Below are 16,930 nucleotides of genomic sequence, written 5' to 3' on the forward strand. Positions count from 1 at the left end.
ACGATCACCTCTCCTTCTGCAGTACGGACAGCGCGGCGATGAGTTCGGCCTGGGGTTCGGGGTGCACGTCGAGTGCGTCGAGCGGCGCGAGCCGCCGCTCCCGTTCGGTGTGCAGGGTCTTGTCGAGGTAGTCGCTGAGCAGCCGCCCGCCCTTGTCGCGCAGCCGCAGGGCGCCGTGGGCCCCGATCCGCTCGGCGAGCCCTTCCCCCGCGGAGCGCGCCCGACGGCCGCCCAGGAGCGCCGTGGCGACCAGCGCCGCCACCACCTCGGGGTCCGGCGCGACGCTCTTCTCAAGGGCACGCACCTCCTCCTCGGCGTACTCCTCGAGGGTCCGCCGCCAGCGCCGTACGGCCATCCCGATACGGTGCTCGGCGCTCTCCAGCGTCGGATCACGGTCCGTCAGCCCCGGCGCGGACGCTCCGGGTTCGCGGCGCCAGGCCTCGTCGATGCGCTCGTCGGCGGCGGTGACGGCGCACAGCAGCAGCGCGGCCAGGCTCTCGGCGAGCGCGTCGAGCAGTTCGCCGGCGGTGCAGTCCAGCGGATAGCTGCGCCACCGCTTGAGCGCGTCACCGGCGAGCACGGCCCCGGCCTGCAAACGGCCCCGTACGCGCGCGTGCTCGCTGTCGTACGCCCCGTCGACGGCCGCGGTGAGCCGCAGGGCGGCGGCGTACTGCGCGGCCGCCGCACCGGCCAGCTCGGGCATCCGTGTCTTCAGCGAGTCGAGCACCCCGTACGCCGTGCGTGCCATCGCCTGCTGTCGGGCTCCCGGGTCCTCCACCTGTTCCGTGAGCCAGGCGAGCAGGGGCGCCACCGCCGTGGCCGGAAGCAGCCCCCCACCCCATGCCGACTCGGGCAACTCGGGCACGGTGAAGCGGGGTACGTCGCCGAGTCCCGCCTTGGCGAGGAGCGCGCCGTACTGACGCGACACCTCCGACACGACCTGGTGGGGCACCCGGTCGAGGACCGTGACGAGCGTCGCGTCGTGTTCCTTCGCGGTACGCAGCAGATGCCACGGCACCGCATCCGCGTACCGGGCAGCCGTGGTGACCATCACCCAGATGTCGGCAGCGCAGATCAGTTCGGCGGCGAGCACCCTGTTGTCGGCCACGAGGGAGTCGATGTCGGGCGCGTCCAGGAGGGCGAGTCCACGCGGGAGGGTGTCGGCGGTCTCGATGCGCAGCACGCGCCCGTCGTCCTCACCCGGCAGCAGCGGATCGTCCAGGGCGTCCTGTTGGGGCACCCACACGCGCGTGAGGTCGGGCAGTACGCGCATACCGCTGAACCAGTGATGGTCCTCCGGGTGGCACACGAGCACCGGGGTGCGTGTCGTGGGCCGCAGTACCCCGGCTTCACTGACCCGCCGTCCCACAAGGGAGTTGACCAGTGTGGACTTGCCCGCCCCGGTCGATCCTCCGATCACGGCGAGCAAGGGTGCTTCGGGTTCTCTCAACCGGGGCACGAGATAGTCGTCGAGTTGCGCGAGCAGTTCGTCGCGGTTGGCACGCGCGCGTGGAGCCCCCGCCAGGGGCAGCGGGAAGCGTGCGGCGGCGACACGGTCGCGCAGGGCGGAAAGTGCGTCGAGAAGCTGAGGCCGTACGTCCAAGGTCACCACATGCGAAGAATGCCCAATTTTGGAGGCTTTCTGAAGCATATGAGCATGTCTGCGCGCCGATCAGACATACGAGGCGGAAGGGACGCATGGGGCGCAGGCATAACGAGTGCACAACACCCGGGGCGTGAGACGCCAAAAGCGATGCACGATTCGCACCTGCCTGCGATTATCAGGACCGCTTCACTGAACCTCCACATCGAGCCACGGAGGCGAAGCACCAAGGACAGGGACCCGGGCGCTCTATCCTTGTCCCCGGCAAGGTCACGGACCCGCCCACACCCGGGCACCAGCACCACAGGCCACCACACCCGGCCCCCGTAGCTCAGTGGATAGAGCAGGCGCCTTCTAAGCGCTTGGCCGCAGGTTCGAGTCCTGCCGGGGGCGCCCATCCCCGCCCTCCCCTCCGGGAGGGCTTTTTGCTGGTCGGAGCATCTCTCCGCGAGCAACCGCGGCGGACACGCGCGACATCGCCCGACGCTCTCCCGGCCCGCTTTGAGTGTCTTGAGCACCTCAGGGGCGCCCGAACCAGGCGTCATTCACCGTTCGGGATCCGAAAACTGTCCGAAAATGGACCCGGTGTCACGCCACCGCCCGGCCGGTCACAACGCGGCCGAGAACCGGCAAACCCACCCTTGACCAGCCCATGGTCCCCCCATGGACCACCGGTCGGAAACAAGCCACGCCCAGGTCACCGGCCGTTGGCCCGCGGCGGAAACGATGCGGCGGATCGTTCGATCCGCGACGGAGCGTTCGATCCTCCGCGACGGATCGTTCGAACCCCTCCCAGAGGCCACAACCGCGGACACGGCCTCCCCGCCCGACGAAACGACGGCCCACCCATGAAGCGACGACCCACGAGACGCCTCTCCCTCGGTCTTGCCCCCGGCCTCACTCCCGCCCTCGCCCTGTGCGCCCTCCTCTCCGGCGCGCTGCCGGCCCACGCCGCAAGCCACCCGGTCGGCAGTTCGGCCGAAGGCCGCAACAGCAGCGGCAGGTACAGCAACAGCGACAGCTACGGGACGAAAGCCTCGTACGAACCCGGCCAGAACCCGCGCACGTACCAAGCCGTACCCCGCGGATTCGAGCCCGTGTTCACGGAGAACGTCTCCCGGCACGGGTCCCGTGCAGCGACCGACAGCGAGGACGGGGACCTCGTCCTCAAGCTGTGGGACCGGGCGGCGAGCGAGGGCCAGCTGACCAGGGCGGGCAAGGAGTTCGGACCTCAAGTGCGGGCGCTGCTCAGCGCCATGGCCAAGGTCGGGTACGGGAACCTGAGCGGACGCGGCAGGCAGGAGATCCAGGACACCGCCGTACGCATGGAGAAGCGGCTCCCGGGGCTGTTCGCGCGCATCGCGAAGGACGGTGAGCCGATCGACGTCGTCAGCTCCGGGCAGGGGCGCGCGGTGGACAGCGCGGGCGAGTTCGCGACCGCGCTCGCCGAGGCCGACCCGGCGCTGAAGCCGCTGATCGGGCCCGCCCGCGCGGACGAGGACCTGCTGTACTTCCACAAGGCGGCCGGGGGCGCCGCGTACCGCGACTACATCGACAACGACAAGCGGCTCGCGGACACCCTCAAGAGCGTCACCGACCAGCCGGCCACGCACCGCGCCGCCGTGAACGTACTGAAGAAGATCTTCAAACCGGCGTTCGTCGCGCGGATCTCCGCGGGAGGGTTCTCGGACATCGGCAGCGACGTCGACGCGGCCGAGGCGGTCTACAACCTCTACGGCATCGCCCCCGCGATGAGCGCCGAGAGCCCGGGCGGCCGTGGCTGGCACATGGAGCGGTACATCGCGCCGCGCGACGCCGCCTGGTTCGGGTATCTGAGCGACGCCGAGGACTTCTACGAGAAGGGCCCCGGCTTCGCCGACAGCGACATCACCTACAAGATGGCCGGCGTGCTGCTCGACGACTTCTTCAAGAAGGCCGAGGCCAGGCGGGACGGCACCAGCGACCTCGGCGCGGAGCTGCGCTTCACCCACGCCGAGGAGATCATCCCGCTGGCCGCGCTGATGGGCCTGCCGGGCAGTACGAAGCCGGTGACCGCCCAGCGCCCGTACACCTACGCCGACAACCCCTGGCGCGGCGCGTCCGTGGCGCCCATGGCCGCGAACATCCAGTGGGACGTGTTCCGCAAGGGCCACACCTATCTCGTACGCATGCTCTACAACGAGAAGGAGACCGCGTTCAAGCAGGGCTGCCGCCCGGTGGCCAAGGGCAGCACGTTCTACGAGCTGAACGAACTGGAGCGCTGCTTCGGACGTACGCACCCGACGTCCTGAGGACCGGGCGAGCCCCACTAATCTGTCCGCCATGAACGCATCGGGGGACATGGTCGACGGGCGGTTCGAGCTGCTCGGGCGGCTCGGCAGCGGCGGTATGGGGACGGTGTGGCGGGCCCGCGACAGCGTGCTGCACCGCGAGGTCGCCCTCAAGGCCGTCCGGCACGACGCGGCGGCCTCCCACTCCGTCCGTGAGCGGGTGCTGCGCGAGGCGCGGGCGCTCGCCCGGATCAGCCACCCGAACGTCGTGATGATCCACCACATCATCGACGACGACCCGCACCCCTGGCTCGTCATGGAGCTGGTGGACGGAGTCTCGCTCCAGGAGCGGCTGGCCGACGGCCCGCTGGCACCCTCGGAGGCCGCCCGGCTCGGCCGTCAGGTGCTCGCCGCCCTGCGCGCGGCGGTCGCGGCGGGCATCCAGCACCGGGACGTCAAGCCCGCCAACATCCTGCTGCGCGCCGACGGTTCCGCCGTGCTCACCGACTTCGGCATCGCCGCCCTCCAGGGGTCGACCGCGCTGACGGCGACCGGCGAACTCATCGGCTCCCCCGAGTACATCGCCCCGGAGCGGATCCGCGGCAACGACGACGACCCGGCGTCCGACCTCTGGTCCCTGGGGCTCGTCCTGTACGTCTGCGTGGAGGGCGTCAGCCCGTTGCGCCGGGGCACCACCCTGGGCACCCTCGCCGCCGTCCTCGACGAGGCCGTACCGCCGCCGGTGCGCTCCGGCCCGCTCTCGCCCGTGCTCCAGGCCCTGCTCGTACGGGATCCGGCGGCCCGCCCCGACGCGGCGCAACTGGACGCGATGCTGGCGCAGGTCGAGTCGGGTACGACTCCGGACTGGGCGCTGCCGACGGCGACGGCCCCGCTGCCGCCCGGCCCCACGACGGCGCCGACGCACGTCCTGCCCGTACCGCCCGCGTCCGGCGGCACGGTCGTCGGCGGTCCCGCGTCCGGGCCCGGCAGCACGGTCCATGGCGCTCCCGTGCCCGCCGAGCCGGTCGGCGAACACCCGACGCGCGTCCAGAACGTGCCTCCGCCGGGGCGCAGGCGGCGCCCGGCCCTCATCGCCACCGTCGCCGTCGTGGTCGCCGCCCTCGCGACGGCCGCGACCGCGCTCGTCCTGAACCTGCGCAACACGGACGACGACGGCAAGGCCAAGGGCGGCGGCGTTTCGGCGTCCGGCACCGCGACCTCCCCGTCCGCGAAGCAGACGCCCACGCCCGAATCGGCACCCGCGCCGTCGAAGGAGGCCTCGCAGCCGGCCGCGTCCCCGTCCAAGGAGGCGCCCACCGCGCCCGCCACCGACGGCCGGTGGATCGCCCAGCTGTTCTCCGAACCGGTCGGCTCCGGCACCGCCACGCGGGACCAACGCCTCGCGGCCGTCCGCAAGTCCGTCCCCGAGGCGGTCTACGTCCGCAGCGACGACTACGCCTCGCTCCGCCCGGGCTTCTGGGTCATCTACGCCCCGGGCCCGTTCACCGACGGCCGCGCCGCCCTGAGCTTCTGCGCGGACCGCGGCAGGACCACGCCGGCCACCTGCGTCGGCCGCTACCTGAGCACGGAGTCGGCGGACTACAGCCTCCAGTGCAGCCCCCCGGCCACCAGCCCGAAGGGCCGCTGCACACGCCAGTAGGCCGGGGCACCTCGAACCAGGAATCGAACAAGGGGACACTCATATGCTTTATCGCCCCATATGAAGCATCTTGGTGGATGATGCCCGGATGAGCACCGTTACCCCCTGTGGGCCCTCGCGTTGAACGGTCTGTGCGGTCGCGTCGGAGCAGCCGCGCTCACCGAAATCGAAGGAGTGAACGTGAAGTCTCGCATCGCGAAGGCGGCCGGTGTGGCCCTCGGCACGGGTGCCGTTGTGATCAGTGGAGCCGGTCTGGCCATGGCGGACGCGGGCGCCGAGGGCAAGGCCGTCGGCTCGCCCGGCGTCCTGTCGGGCAACGTCATCCAGGTCCCGGTCAACGTGCCGGTCAACCTCTGCGGCAACACCGTGAACGTCATCGCCCTGCTGAACCCGACGTTCGGCAACAAGTGCGCGAACCTCGACGACGGCCCGAAGGGCCACCCCGGCCCCAAGGGCTACGGCCACTGAGCCACCGCACACACGCGAAGGCCCCCGGCGGTACACACCACCGGGGGCTTTCCCCTGTCCACCTGTGGATCAGACGTACCGGTAGATCCGGCTGTGGTCCTCCAGCTCGTCCGGTGTCATGCCCCACGGCGGCATCTCCTCGTGCCGCGCCACCACACGCCCCCGCTGCCGGTCCCCGAGCTCCGGCGGCGACGCGGGCAGATACCGGGCTCCCTTGTGCCGCTTCTGCCAGCGGGTCCAGAGCAGGTCCACGAAGGAGTGGTGCAGCCAGAAGACGGGGTCGTTGACCGAGGCGCCGCCGAGCATGTGCCCGCCGACCCAGCGGTGCACGCGATTGTGGTTGCGCCAGGCGTCGTTGCCCTGCCCGGTCCCCCACCCTTCGAGCTTGTTCCGGAAGCCGCGGGAGGAGGTGGAGTCCCAGGGCGAAGTGTCGTACACGGGATCCTTGAGGGCCCGCGCGAGCTCGTCCGCGGTCGGGAGGGCGAGCGGATCGTGGGGGCGGCCGAGGTCACGCATGAGGTACTCGCCGTCGGTCATCGACTCCTTGACGACCCACTTCTTGTGCCGGTAGGCGAACGGCCCGGTCGTCACCTGCCGGTCGGAGCGCCGCCCGTTGCCCCCGAGCAGGTCCTCCCCCCACAGCGAGGCGGCGGGCGTCCGGTCCTTCGTCCAGTCCCAGTACGGCACGGACACCCCGGAGTCGACCCGCCGCAGCGCCCGCTCCAGCTCCAGCAGGAACCGCCGGTGCCAGGGCAGGAAGGAGGGCGCCATATGGGCCGTACGCAGCCCGCCCTCGCCGTCCGACACGTAGTGGTCGATGTGCATGCGGACGAACTCGTCGTACTCGCCGGTGCGTTTGATCTCCAGGAACGCGCCGACGAGCCTGCGCCGCTCGGCCTTCGTCAGCGCGCTCACGTTCTTACGCGTGTACGCCATGCCCGTGCCCCTCCCCCGGCCCCGCCTCCGCGGCCACCGCGCGCAGCCGCAGTGTGCCGCCCAGTTCGTCGACGGCCCCGCGGACGGCGGCGAGCGGCGTCGGATACGACTGGTAGTGGTCGATCATGGTCAGATAGCCGCCGTCGGCCCGCCGCATGAGGTGCAACGGCCGGTCGTCCACGGTGATTCGCCACTGTCCGGCGGGGGCCGCGTCAGCGGCGGCTCTGACGCCTGCGGTGTCCTTGACCCCGCGGATCCGTCGTCCGCGGTACATCTCGTCGAACCCGGACGCGAGATCAGTCCCGAACTCGGCCCCGCGCCCGCCCGGTTCACCGGACGGGGGTGGCTCGGCGCTCGACGGGCGCGACGGGCGCGAGGCCGCGACGAGCGGTGCCAGGGCGGCGGTGACGGCCGCGACGAGCAGCCCTCTCAGGACGTCTCGCCGCGTACCGTTCGCCACTGCCACCCGTACTCCTCCATGAACTGTCGGGCCCGGACGGCCGGTTGGCCGGGTGGGGCCCGTTGTGCCTACAGCCCGGGCGCGAGGCCCAGGGTCGCCCCCGGTGCCGCCTGCAGAACCGGGGCCAGAAGACCGACCTCGGGCAGCTTCGGGGCCGGGAGACCGAGCTTGTCCGCCTGAGGTGCGGTCAACGGAGCGTCCAACGAGGCACCCGGCGTCAGGGCACGCAGGTCCGACGTGGGCGTGCTGGCGGCGACGTGGTCGAAGGTGTCCCCGAGCACGCGCGGCACCGGCGTACGCAGGTCGAGGGACGGCAGGTCGCTGGTGACCGGCAGCTGCGGGACGGCCCGGTCCGGCAGCAGCCGGCCCTCGACGTACCGCGGCCCGTCGGGGCTGCCCGGCGTGGGCAGCGGCAGGGTGCCGCCGATCCTGGGCATCTCCATGTTCAGCGAGTTCTCCACACCGTCCAGCGGTACGGCGACCGGGATCCCGTCGGCCGCGACGGCGGGCGTCGCGACGGCGGCCGCCACACAGGTGACGACGGCGGCAAGAGTTCCTCGGGTGGTCGACTTCATCTCAGGTACGGGCCTTTCGGGATTCGGGGGGTGCGTCCGAAACGCGTAACGACCCGGCGAACGACATCAGAGCAAAATTCCCCCGGTGGATGCAATTGTCAGCTCGTCCAGAAGTCCCACCAACGCGTCAACACGAGCATTCCGATGATCCCCAGATGCAGAACCGGCGGCACCCACGTGAATTCGGCGAGGAATCCCTTCACCCAGCCGGGTGCGGGCAGGAATTCATTTCGTACGTTGAACGACGTGACGTACCAGAACATGACGACGGTGGCGATCCAGGCGAGGCAGCACCACAGGCACAGCGCGTTGATGCTGTACAGCGACTCGTACTGGAGCCACGTCACGAATCCGACGCCGAACAGCGTGCCCGCGTCGAACGTCAGCCAGTACCAGCGTGGGAACGCCGCGCCGGCCAGCAGGCTCATGCCGACGCAGATCACGATGCCGTAGGCGACCAGACCGAGCATCGGGTTGGGGAACCCGAAGGCGGAGGCCTGGTCGCTCTTCATGATGTTGCCGCAGGAGACGACCGGGTTCAGGCTGCAGCCCGGGGTGAAGTCCGGGTCCTCCAGCAGCTTGAACTTGTCGATGGTGATGACCCAGGAGGCCAGCAGTCCGGCCGCGCCCGTGATCACCAGCAGCAGGGCGAACGCGCGGCCGGCGCCCGCTGTGCGCATCGTCAGCCGCGCAGGCTGCGGGCCGGGAGGAGGGCGTGCGCCGCGCTGTTCAGGGTCTTCTCGTCACCGGCGAAGGCGGCCAGGGCCTCCGGCGCGACGGGCTTGCCCGGCTCGGCCTCGGGCCAGGGGCGGGTGGTGAACAGGAAGTAGGCGTAGCCGCGCTCGCCGACCGCGGCGAGCCACTCCGGCGGCACCGAGCACTGGGCGTTGAGGTGGGCCATGGTGACGACGGCCTGGCCGGCCTCGACGAGGAGACCGACGGGGAAGCTGGGCTGCCGGGTGCCGTCGACGATCTCGTCGCCGATGGGCAGGCCGGTGCGGTGCAGCAGTTGCTCGACGGCGGCCGTGGAGCCCTCGGGGCCGCCCGCGCCGTCACCGAGCGAGTAGGCCAGCAGGAAGGGCATGTCGCCGTCGGGGTGTTCGCCGCTCCACGCCATGACGACGAGCGTGCCGAGGTCGGCGGCACGGAAAGGACGCGTTTCGCTTGATGTTGAGGTCACCGCGGAACCGTATCGACGCACCGGAATGCGCCCGCTCCGTTTCTCACTCGCCCGGGGGATTTCCGGCCGGGTCTCCACACGAACGGGGGACGGCGTCGAACGGCCGGAAAGAACAATCGGAACGGCGCGGATAATCGGAGAACAGGACGAAGGGCCGGCTCCGCGAGATGCGGAACCGGCCCTTCGTCACTTCCGGAGTTACGTCCGATGCCGCGTCCGGAGTTACCTCCGAAGTCACTTCTGGAGGGGAAGTCCACCCAGGAGCCCCGTGGGGCCCTCCGCCGAGTTGAGGGCCTTCGTCGCGCCGTCGACGGTATTCAGCACGGAGTCCTTGTTCGACGTGTCGAGGGCGTTCGACTGCGACTGCAGGGGCATGGCGTCCGCGGCGTCCACCGGCTCGTTGGTGAGCGAGGTGAGCGCCGAGTCGAGGCCGCCGTTGAGACTGGAGGGCGTGAGGTCGGCGGCAAAGGCGGGCGCTGCGGCAGCAGCGATGACCAGGGACCCGGCGACGACAGCGGCGGCCTTCAGGGACTTCATCGTGTTCCTTTCGTCGGCAACTCGCGTCGCCGGAGGGAAATTTCGCTGAACTGCGCACTGCCCAACGATTCCCGTTCCGGGCGGAAACTCCGTTCGCCGAAAAATTCCGGAAGCCACCCAATTGAAGGGTGTGTCAAATCCTCAAATGGGATCCCTCATATGAAAACAGCCGTCGGGCCGGCCCGGTTGACGGGCCGGCCCGACGGCCTGGATGTGCGACTCAGGAGGGCAGCAGCCCGCCGGTGGGCAGCGGCAGCGCGCCCGTCGGCAGGGGCAGCTTGGGCAGACCCGGCAGGTTGGCCGCGGGCAGGCCGCCGCCGAGGACCGTGGCGACGACGACGTTGACGAGGCCGGTCACGACGGCCAGCGCGGCAGCCGCGACACCGGCGACGTCACCGCTGGTGGCGGCCTTGACCAGGGAGTCGACCGCGGCCTGCAGGGCCTTGAGCGCGTCGGCCTTGAGGTCGAGCGGGACCTCGGCGACCGCACGCTCGGCGCCGCTCGGCAGCGGCAGCGCGGGGGCCGCCGGAAGCTTCGGCACCTCCGGCAGCGCGGCCGGCGGGGCGACCGGCGTGACGGGGGTGACCGGCGTGGCCGGGGCGGCGGGCTTGGCGGGGGTCGTGGGGGTGGCCGGGGTGCTCGGCACGACCGGCGACGTCGCGGTGTCGGGCACGGCCGGAACGGCGGGCTTGGCCGGTACCGACGGAACGGCGGGCGCGGTCGGGGCGGCCGGCTTGGCCGGGGCCGTCGGGGTGGGCGGCGCGGTCGGCACGGCCTGGTCCCGCTCGGCCTTGACCGGCGGGGTCAGCGCGCCCGCGGCCGGGGCGGCGGCGGTGGCCTTGGCGATGGCGGCCTTCACCGCGTCGGCGAGCTTGGCCGCGTCGGCGGCGGGGAGCTGGCCGTTGTCGGCCTTGAGCACGGCGTTGAGCAGGTCGGTGACCGGAGTGAGCACTCCGCCGACGTCGCCGAGGCTCTTGACCTGCGCCAGCAGAGCGTCCGCTCCGGGCACCGGCGCCTTGGCCGCTATCGAACGGGCGTCGCGGGTCGAGTCGTGGTCGGCGGCCACGGCGGCCGGTCCGGCGATCCCGAGCAGAAGCGTGGCGCAGAGTGCGGGGGCCGCGATACGCCGTGCGGGCAGAGCACGCATGGAGGGGTCCTTTCGGTGGTGCGTACGGATCTTGTGCTCACCGTGGAATCGGTGAGCACCTCCTGCAACCGAACGACCGCGCTCCGTAGCGGCCCGGGCCCGCCGCCGCGTCCGTTGTCCCTGGTGAGGCGCCATGCCCGGGCGTTCCCCGGGCTCTCGGCGCCCCTCCCTCCATTCGGGGCAACGCGGACCGGCCGCCCTCCCTGCGGGAGGACGGCCGGTCAAGGGCTGCGCAGCGACGTCAGTCGTTGACGCACTCGTTGCCGAACGCCGGGTTCAGCAGCGCGATGACGTTCACGGTGTTGCCGCAGACGTTGACCGGCACGTGGACGGGGACCTGGACCAGGTTGCCCGACAGGACGCCCGGGGAGTGGGCGGCGAAGCCGTGCGCGTCACTGTCGGCGGCGGCGACGCCACCGGTGCCCGCCATGGCGGCGGCGGCAACGGAGGTAAGGACCAGGCCCTTCGCGATACGCGACATGGAGAGGTGCTCCTTGGGATTGACACAACAATCCGGGCGGGGTGCCCGGCTCTGGATCAACGCGCGGCACCGGCGCGGGTTGTGCCACCAAATGGGTGAAGTCCCGGACCGGGTAACGGGCGCAGGCGGGGCCCACCACGGAGCCTGCGCCCGACACGGCGTCAACCAGTGTATGCAGCATGATTACGACACACTTGACGAGTTTCACGGATAAATACGGATAGCGGCTACAGTTGCGTTCCTCCTCAGGCCGCTTGAAACAGACGGGGAGTCATGGCGGCACTCATCTGATGTCCACAGCCTGTCCGTCCGCAGGGTCAGAACCTCTTCCCTAATTCCCCCGAAAGGGCAACGCCGGTCATGCGCAATTCCCTGGGTCCTCTGCTGCGCCGTGGGATGGTGGGTGTCTTTTCCCTCGCCTCGCTGTGGGCACCGGGCGGACCGGCGGCTGCCGCGCCTGCCATGCCCACGACGTCAACAGCGCCGACGGCCTCGACACCCTCACCCGCGCCGGCGGCCGCCGAGGCCGAGAGTCTCGCCTTCACCCAGCGGTACCGCGCACTCCAGCACGGCGGGATCGTCCGGGCCGCCAACTCGTCCATCACCTGCCGGCGGCCCGTCGAGCGCTCGGCGGCGTCCTGTCCCGCCGCACGCGAGGGCCGGGCGGCCACGAACGACGACAACGACGACTTCGAGATGTTCTACATCGACGTCGACAACGACCCGAACACCTACAACTCCAGCCGCGCCGAGGTCCGTCCGCCGTCCGGCGCCCGGGTCTCGTACGCGCGGCTGTACTGGGGCGGCAACCTCCGCGTCGGTGAGCAGAAGCCGCCCAAGGACAACGGGCGGGTGCTGATCGCCGAGCCGGGCGGCCAGTACAAGGAGGTGCTCGCCGACACGGTCGTCGGGCACCGGGTCGCGCACGGCGCGGACGCGTTCCAGGCCTCGGCGGACGTCACCGCTCTGGTGCGCTCCAGCGGCGCGGGCGCCTACACCGTGGCGCAGGTCAACGTGGCGATGGGCCACTCGGCGGCCGGGGCCTGGGGCGGCTGGACGCTGATGGTGGCGTACGAGAAGGAGTCCGAGCCGCTGCGGCACCTGGCGATGTGGGACGGCTTCGACCCGCTGGGCCCGGGCGGGGACCGGACGGTCCGGCTGCCCGGCATGAGGTTCCCCAAGGGCGCCGAGGGGCGTGCGGGGCTCGTCGCCTACAACGGTGACCGCGGGCGGACCGGCGGCTCGTTCACCCTGTCGGCAGGCGGCCTGACGACCCGTCTGGCCGACGGCGCGAACCCCCGAGACGACGTACTGAACTCGACCATCAGCGAGCCCGGCCGGACGGCCCCGGGACGCACACCCGCGTATCCCAACACGCTCGGGTACGACTCCGACGTCTTCGAGCTCGACAAGGGGCTGCGGCACGGCGGTGACCGGCTGGACTTCCGCCTGGTGTCGCCGCGCGACACGGCCTGGGCCGGAGCGCTGTTCGTCGCCGTCGACGCGAAGCGCTGACTTCTTCCCCCGACTTCCCCGACTTTCCCCCTTCCCCGTGAGTTCCCCAGTGACCTCCCCCTGAGCCCCTCCGAGCGCCACACGTGAGCGAGGAACGCACGCATGCAACTGTCACCGCCCGGCTTCCGGCCGCGGGTCCTGCACGTCTCCCAGCCCGTCGACGGCGGGGTGGCCCGCGTGATCACGGATCTCGTACGGGCCCAGCTGGCCGCCGGGACCGACGTCACCATCGCCTGTCCGGCGGGCGGCGCGCTCGCCGCGGCGGCCGAGGCGCTGGGCTGCGACGTACGGACCTGGCACGCGACCCGTTCGCCCGGGCCGTGGCTCGCGCAGGAGGTACGGAGTCTGCGCCAGGTCGTGCGGGAGGTGGACCCCGACCTGGTGCACGCGCACAGCGCCAAGGCAGGACTCGCGACGCGGCTCGCCGTGCGCGGGCGGGTGCCGACCGTGTTCCAGCCGCACGCCTGGTCGTTCGAGGCGGCCGGCGGGGTCACCGGGCTGCTCGCCCTCAACTGGGAGCGCCTCGGAGCGCGTTGGGCCTCCCGGGTGGTGTGCGTCAGCGAGGCCGAGCGGCGGACCGGACGGCGGTCAGGGATCGCCGGGCGGTTCACCGTGATCCCCAACGGGGTCGACCCGGAGCGCTTCCACCCGGCGTCGGTCGACACCGTACGGGCCGGGATTCCGCTGCTCGACGGGGTCGATCCGGCAGCGCCCCTCGTCGTCTGCGTCGGGCGGCTGTGCCGGCAGAAGGGGCAGGACGTCCTGCTCGACGCCTGGCGCGAGGTGTCCCGACGGGTGCCACAGGCGCGGCTCGTGCTGGTGGGTGACGGTCCGGACGCCCAGGCGCTGCGGGCCGCCGCTCCCGAGTCGGTGCTGTTCGCCGGGGCCGTCCCCGAGGCCGTGCCCTGGTACCAGGCCGCCGATCTGGTGGTCCTGCCGTCCCGTTGGGAGGGCATGGCGCTGGCGCCGCTGGAGGCCATGGCCTGCGGGCGGCCCGTCGTGATCACCGACGTGGACGGGGCGCGCGAGAGCCTGCCGCCGGGCCAGGGACCGCGCTGTCTGGTGCCGCCGGACCGGCCGGCCGAACTGGCCGCGGCCGTCGCCGAGCTGCTGCTCGACCCGCTGCTGCGCGAGTCGCTCGGCCACCAGGGACGCCGGTACGTAACGACCACGCACGACATCGGGCGCATGGCGAAGGCCGTCGCCCAGGTGTACCGCGAGCTGATCGGCACCCGGCCGACGCGGTCGACGCGGCCCAGAGGACGGAACACGGGCGTGGAAGCCACCGAGTGCAGGGAGTCCATCCACACGTGACTGCGGAAAGTACCGTTCCCTCCCCCGGCGGCCGGCCGCGGGCGACGGACCACGGATTCTCGCCCGTCTCGGTCATCCCGCCCCGCGAGGCCGCCGGCGGCTTCAGATTCCCCAGCGGCGGACGGCCGTTCGTACGGCGTGCCTCGCGGCTGCCGCTGCCTGCCGTGGACGTCTGCGCGGCACTGCTCGGCGGCGGCCTCGTGCTGCCCTGGACGCATCCGCTTCCGCTCGCCTCGCTGGTGCTCGCGGTGCTGTGGCTGAACGCGCACGGGTCGCTGTACCGCGCCGCGCCCGTCCCCGCCGTGCTGGACGAACTGCCCGCCGTCTGCGGCCGGATCGCGGTGGGCTGGTGCGCGCTCGCGGCCCTGCTCGCGGCGTACTCCCCGGACCACGCGCTGTCGGCCCGCACCCTGGTCCTCGGCTGCGCGGTGCAGTCGGCGGCGAGCTGCCTGGGCCGCGGCGCCGTGCACGGGCGGCGGCGCCGGGCGCTGCTTCGGCGTCCGCGCGCGGCCCTGGTGGTCGGCCGGGCCGCGACGGCACAGCGCGTGGCGGCCGCCTTCCTGCGCCACCAGGCGTGCGGGGTACGGCCGGTGGGCGTCGTCTCCGACGAGACGTCCGGCGGCGAAGGACTGCCGGTCCTGACCACGGGCGAGGAGGTCCAGCGGGCGCTCATCCAGAACGGCGTGCAGGACGTACTCGTCGTGGGCCCCGCCGCGCGCACCGAACAGGGGCCGCTGCTGCGGGCGCTGGGCGAGTCGGGCTGCGCGGTGTGGGAGGTGGACGCGGACTCCCCGGCGTACGAGAGAGCGGACCGGCTCGCGGGATTCGCCTGCCGGCCGCTGCCGGTCGGGCGGCTGTACGGGAGCGCCGGGAAGCGGCTGCTGGACGTACTGGTGTCCGGGGTGCTGCTGCTGATGGTCAGTCCGGTGCTGCTGGTGTGCGCGGTCGTGCTGCGGATCGGCGACGGGCCCGGGGTGGTGTTCCGGCAGGAGCGGATCGGCAAGGACGGGCGGCCGTTCACGCTGCTGAAGTTCCGTACGCACCGGCCGGTCGACGCGCACGAGGCGGCGACGCGGTGGAGCGTGGCGAACGAGCACGAGATGGGCTGGTTCTGCCGCTTCCTGCGCCGGACCTCGCTGGACGAGCTGCTCCAGCTGTGGAACGTCTTCTGGGGCGACATGAGCCTGGTCGGCCCGCGGCCCGAACGGCCCTATTTCGTGGGCCAGTTCAGCCAGACGTACCCCGGTTACGCGGCCCGCCACCGGATGCGGACCGGGATCACCGGGCTCGCGCAGATCCACGGGCTGCGCGGTGATACCTCGATCGAGGACCGCTGCCGGTTCGACAACGCGTACATCGACAACTGGTCGCTCTGGCAGGACGTGTGCATCCTGCTGCGCACGGCCGCCGCGCTCGTGCGCCCGACGGGGAGCTGACCGCGTGACCCAGCTGTTGACCGCTCCTCCTCTCCCGGCCATCGCGTCGGCGCCGCGCCGCTTCCTTCCCGTACTGCCCGTGGTGGCCCTCGTCGCCATGATGGCGCTGCCGGTCTCCGGGGGTGGCGACGGAGGAGGCGGCACCGTCGCCGACGCCGTGTCCGGTCTGGTCGTGCTGTACTGCGCGATCCGTCTCGTACGCGACCGCCGGCGCCCCCTGTCCCGTACCGCCGCCGTCGTGTTCGCGCTGCCCGTCGTCGGGATCGCGCTCGCCGCGGCGGGGGCGGCCTCGCCGGGGGCGGGGATCACCGGACTCGTGCGCTATCTGCAGATCTTCGTGCTCGTCCCCGCGGCGGTCATGCTGCTGATCCGCGACCGCCGGGACGCGCGGCTGGTCGCCTGGTCGCTCATCGGGCTCGCGCTGTGGCAGGGGGCGATCGGGGTCCATCAGTACGTGACCGGCACCGGGGCCTCGTACATGGGCGAGGAGATCCGGGCGGTCGGCACGTTCGGGGCGGCGGACGTCATGGGGATGGCGACGGTCGTGTCCTTCGGCGTGGTGTGCTCGCTCGGTCTCGCGCTCGGCGCGGGGCCGGGCCGGCAGCGGACCGCGGCGGCGGTGTGCGCGCTCGCCCTGTTGCTGCCGCTGGCCCTGTCGTTCAGCCGGGGCGCCTGGATCGCGACGGCCGTGACCTGCGGGGTCCAGCTGACGCTCGCCGGGATGCGGCGGGCGGTGCAGGTGTTCGCGGCGGTGGCCGCCGCGTCGGTGATCCTCGTGGGCGGGCTCGGCGTGGGCACCGCGATGCTCCAGGAGCGGATCAGCAGCATCACGCAGGTCGCGGACGCGCCGGACCAGTCGGTGACGGACCGTTACACGATGTGGGCGGCGGCGGTCGACATGTGGCGCGACCAGCCGCTGACCGGGGTCGGGCTGAAGGGCTTCCCCGACCATCGCGACGGGAACGCCTCGCTCGCGCTGTCGTCGGGCAGCGACACGGAGGGCGCGGGCGCCGGCTTCAAACGCCAGCCGCTCCTGTCGCCGCACAACATGTACTTGCTGATCCTCAGCGAGCAGGGGCTCCTGGGGCTCCTCGCACTGGCCGGGAGCTGGCTGGCCCTGCTGGTGTGCGGGCTGCGCAGACTCTTTCGCGAACGTCGGCCCGTACACGAACGGCAACTGACGCCGGGCGGCCTCGACTGCGCGCTGGTCGCGTGCGGGCTGCTGACCTGGCAGCTCGTCGACTTCGCGTACGCCGACATCGGCGGCCCCTCGACCGCCCTGACCGCGGTCCTCTTCGGCCTCGGCGCCTGGTGGGCGCTGGCCTCCAAGGAGGCCGGGGACCGATGA

16 protein-coding genes and 1 tRNA gene are annotated in these 16,930 nt (G+C 72.1%); 8 read left to right on the forward strand and 9 right to left on the reverse strand.

Annotated features, from left to right (window positions below; translation table 11 throughout):
- Positions 1 to 4: 4 nt before the first annotated feature.
- Positions 5 to 1,612 carry a dynamin family protein gene (locus ACN20J_RS18400; protein WP_419666334.1) on the reverse strand — a complete coding sequence of 536 codons (1,608 nt, stop codon included), beginning with the start codon at positions 1,610 to 1,612 and terminating at the stop codon, positions 5 to 7.
- A gap of 311 nt (positions 1,613 to 1,923) precedes the next feature.
- On the opposite strand from ACN20J_RS18400, the gene ACN20J_RS18405 reads away from it, so the two are divergent.
- The 4 genes from ACN20J_RS18405 to ACN20J_RS18420 all read left to right on the forward strand — a co-directional run bounded on the left by ACN20J_RS18405 (position 1,924) and on the right by ACN20J_RS18420 (position 6,001).
- Positions 1,924 to 1,996 (forward strand) — tRNA-Arg (locus ACN20J_RS18405).
- A 455-nt stretch (positions 1,997 to 2,451) separates the two neighbouring features.
- A complete protein-coding gene (locus tag ACN20J_RS18410; RefSeq protein ID WP_419666335.1) occupies positions 2,452 to 3,894 on the forward strand; it encodes a histidine-type phosphatase in 1,443 nt (480 codons plus the stop codon).
- Positions 3,895 to 3,925: 31 nt separating this feature from the next.
- Complete coding sequence (locus ACN20J_RS18415; RefSeq protein ID WP_419666336.1) at positions 3,926 to 5,533, forward strand: protein kinase domain-containing protein; 1,608 nt, start codon at positions 3,926 to 3,928, stop codon at positions 5,531 to 5,533.
- A 180-nt stretch (positions 5,534 to 5,713) separates the two neighbouring features.
- Positions 5,714 to 6,001 carry a chaplin gene (locus tag ACN20J_RS18420; protein ID WP_189837754.1) on the forward strand — a complete coding sequence of 96 codons (288 nt, stop codon included), beginning with the start codon at positions 5,714 to 5,716 and terminating at the stop codon, positions 5,999 to 6,001.
- Between the two features lie 69 nt (positions 6,002 to 6,070).
- Here ACN20J_RS18420 and ACN20J_RS18425 read toward each other — a convergent pair whose 3' ends face one another.
- The 8 genes from ACN20J_RS18425 to ACN20J_RS18460 all read right to left on the reverse strand — a co-directional run bounded on the left by ACN20J_RS18425 (position 6,071) and on the right by ACN20J_RS18460 (position 11,317).
- Positions 6,071 to 6,937, reverse strand: a complete 867-nt coding sequence (locus tag ACN20J_RS18425; RefSeq protein WP_419666337.1) for a tyrosinase family protein — start codon at positions 6,935 to 6,937, stop codon at positions 6,071 to 6,073.
- A complete protein-coding gene (locus ACN20J_RS18430) occupies positions 6,921 to 7,403 on the reverse strand; it encodes a tyrosinase family oxidase copper chaperone (protein ID WP_419666338.1) in 483 nt (160 codons plus the stop codon). Before ACN20J_RS18430 ends, ACN20J_RS18425 begins: the two co-directional genes overlap by 17 nt.
- A 62-nt stretch (positions 7,404 to 7,465) precedes the next feature.
- Positions 7,466 to 7,972 (reverse strand): hypothetical protein, encoded by a 507-nt coding sequence (locus ACN20J_RS18435; protein ID WP_055618004.1) that lies wholly within the window; start codon positions 7,970 to 7,972, stop codon positions 7,466 to 7,468.
- A 98-nt stretch (positions 7,973 to 8,070) separates the two neighbouring features.
- The gene (locus ACN20J_RS18440; protein WP_190227842.1) at positions 8,071 to 8,652 is read right to left on the reverse strand and encodes a vitamin K epoxide reductase family protein; all 582 of its coding nucleotides are present in this window, start codon (positions 8,650 to 8,652) and stop codon (positions 8,071 to 8,073) included.
- Between the two features lie 2 nt (positions 8,653 to 8,654).
- On the reverse strand, positions 8,655 to 9,152 hold the full coding sequence (locus ACN20J_RS18445; RefSeq protein WP_189837750.1) for a DUF5949 family protein: 498 nt from the start codon (positions 9,150 to 9,152) through the stop codon (positions 8,655 to 8,657).
- 234 nt (positions 9,153 to 9,386) lie between these two features.
- A complete protein-coding gene (locus ACN20J_RS18450) occupies positions 9,387 to 9,689 on the reverse strand; it encodes a hypothetical protein (RefSeq protein WP_189837749.1) in 303 nt (100 codons plus the stop codon).
- Positions 9,690 to 9,909: 220 nt separating this feature from the next.
- Positions 9,910 to 10,836, reverse strand: a complete 927-nt coding sequence (locus ACN20J_RS18455) for a hypothetical protein (RefSeq protein ID WP_362307907.1) — start codon at positions 10,834 to 10,836, stop codon at positions 9,910 to 9,912.
- Positions 10,837 to 11,077: 241 nt separating this feature from the next.
- A complete protein-coding gene (locus tag ACN20J_RS18460; protein ID WP_189837747.1) occupies positions 11,078 to 11,317 on the reverse strand; it encodes a chaplin in 240 nt (79 codons plus the stop codon).
- A gap of 360 nt (positions 11,318 to 11,677) precedes the next feature.
- On the opposite strand from ACN20J_RS18460, the gene ACN20J_RS18465 reads away from it, so the two are divergent.
- From ACN20J_RS18465 to ACN20J_RS18480, 4 genes are all read left to right on the forward strand, one after another.
- Positions 11,678 to 12,832 (forward strand): DUF3344 domain-containing protein, encoded by a 1,155-nt coding sequence (locus ACN20J_RS18465; protein WP_419666339.1) that lies wholly within the window; start codon positions 11,678 to 11,680, stop codon positions 12,830 to 12,832.
- A gap of 102 nt (positions 12,833 to 12,934) precedes the next feature.
- Positions 12,935 to 14,146 carry a glycosyltransferase family 4 protein gene (locus ACN20J_RS18470; protein WP_419666340.1) on the forward strand — a complete coding sequence of 404 codons (1,212 nt, stop codon included), beginning with the start codon at positions 12,935 to 12,937 and terminating at the stop codon, positions 14,144 to 14,146.
- A complete protein-coding gene (locus tag ACN20J_RS18475; RefSeq protein WP_362307901.1) occupies positions 14,143 to 15,582 on the forward strand; it encodes an exopolysaccharide biosynthesis polyprenyl glycosylphosphotransferase in 1,440 nt (479 codons plus the stop codon). Before ACN20J_RS18470 ends, ACN20J_RS18475 begins: the two co-directional genes overlap by 4 nt.
- Before the next feature lie 13 nt (positions 15,583 to 15,595).
- Positions 15,596 to 16,930 (forward strand): O-antigen ligase family protein, encoded by a 1,335-nt coding sequence (locus ACN20J_RS18480; protein WP_419668904.1) that lies wholly within the window; start codon positions 15,596 to 15,598, stop codon positions 16,928 to 16,930.

The organism is Streptomyces sp. 2-1, from assembly GCF_048564895.1.
In the GTDB taxonomy this organism is placed as follows: Bacteria; Actinomycetota; Actinomycetes; order Streptomycetales; family Streptomycetaceae; genus Streptomyces; species Streptomyces phaeochromogenes.

Bases quoted from the DNA above. Each gene is read 5' to 3' on its own strand.
- ACN20J_RS18440 (WP_190227842.1), bottom strand. From the start codon at position 8,652: ATGCGCACAGCGGGCGCCGGCCGCGCGTTCGCCCTGCTGCTGGTGATC.
- ACN20J_RS18435 (WP_055618004.1), bottom strand. From the start codon at position 7,972: ATGAAGTCGACCACCCGAGGAACTCTTGCCGCCGTCGTCACCTGTGTG.
- ACN20J_RS18415 (WP_419666336.1), top strand. From the start codon at position 3,926: ATGAACGCATCGGGGGACATGGTCGACGGGCGGTTCGAGCTGCTCGGG.
- ACN20J_RS18465 (WP_419666339.1), top strand. From the start codon at position 11,678: ATGCGCAATTCCCTGGGTCCTCTGCTGCGCCGTGGGATGGTGGGTGTC.
- ACN20J_RS18470 (WP_419666340.1), top strand. From the start codon at position 12,935: ATGCAACTGTCACCGCCCGGCTTCCGGCCGCGGGTCCTGCACGTCTCC.
- ACN20J_RS18425 (WP_419666337.1), bottom strand. From the start codon at position 6,937: ATGGCGTACACGCGTAAGAACGTGAGCGCGCTGACGAAGGCCGAGCGG.
- ACN20J_RS18450 (WP_189837749.1), bottom strand. From the start codon at position 9,689: ATGAAGTCCCTGAAGGCCGCCGCTGTCGTCGCCGGGTCCCTGGTCATC.
- ACN20J_RS18455 (WP_362307907.1), bottom strand. From the start codon at position 10,836: ATGCGTGCTCTGCCCGCACGGCGTATCGCGGCCCCCGCACTCTGCGCC.
- ACN20J_RS18460 (WP_189837747.1), bottom strand. From the start codon at position 11,317: ATGTCGCGTATCGCGAAGGGCCTGGTCCTTACCTCCGTTGCCGCCGCC.
- ACN20J_RS18410 (WP_419666335.1), top strand. From the start codon at position 2,452: ATGAAGCGACGACCCACGAGACGCCTCTCCCTCGGTCTTGCCCCCGGC.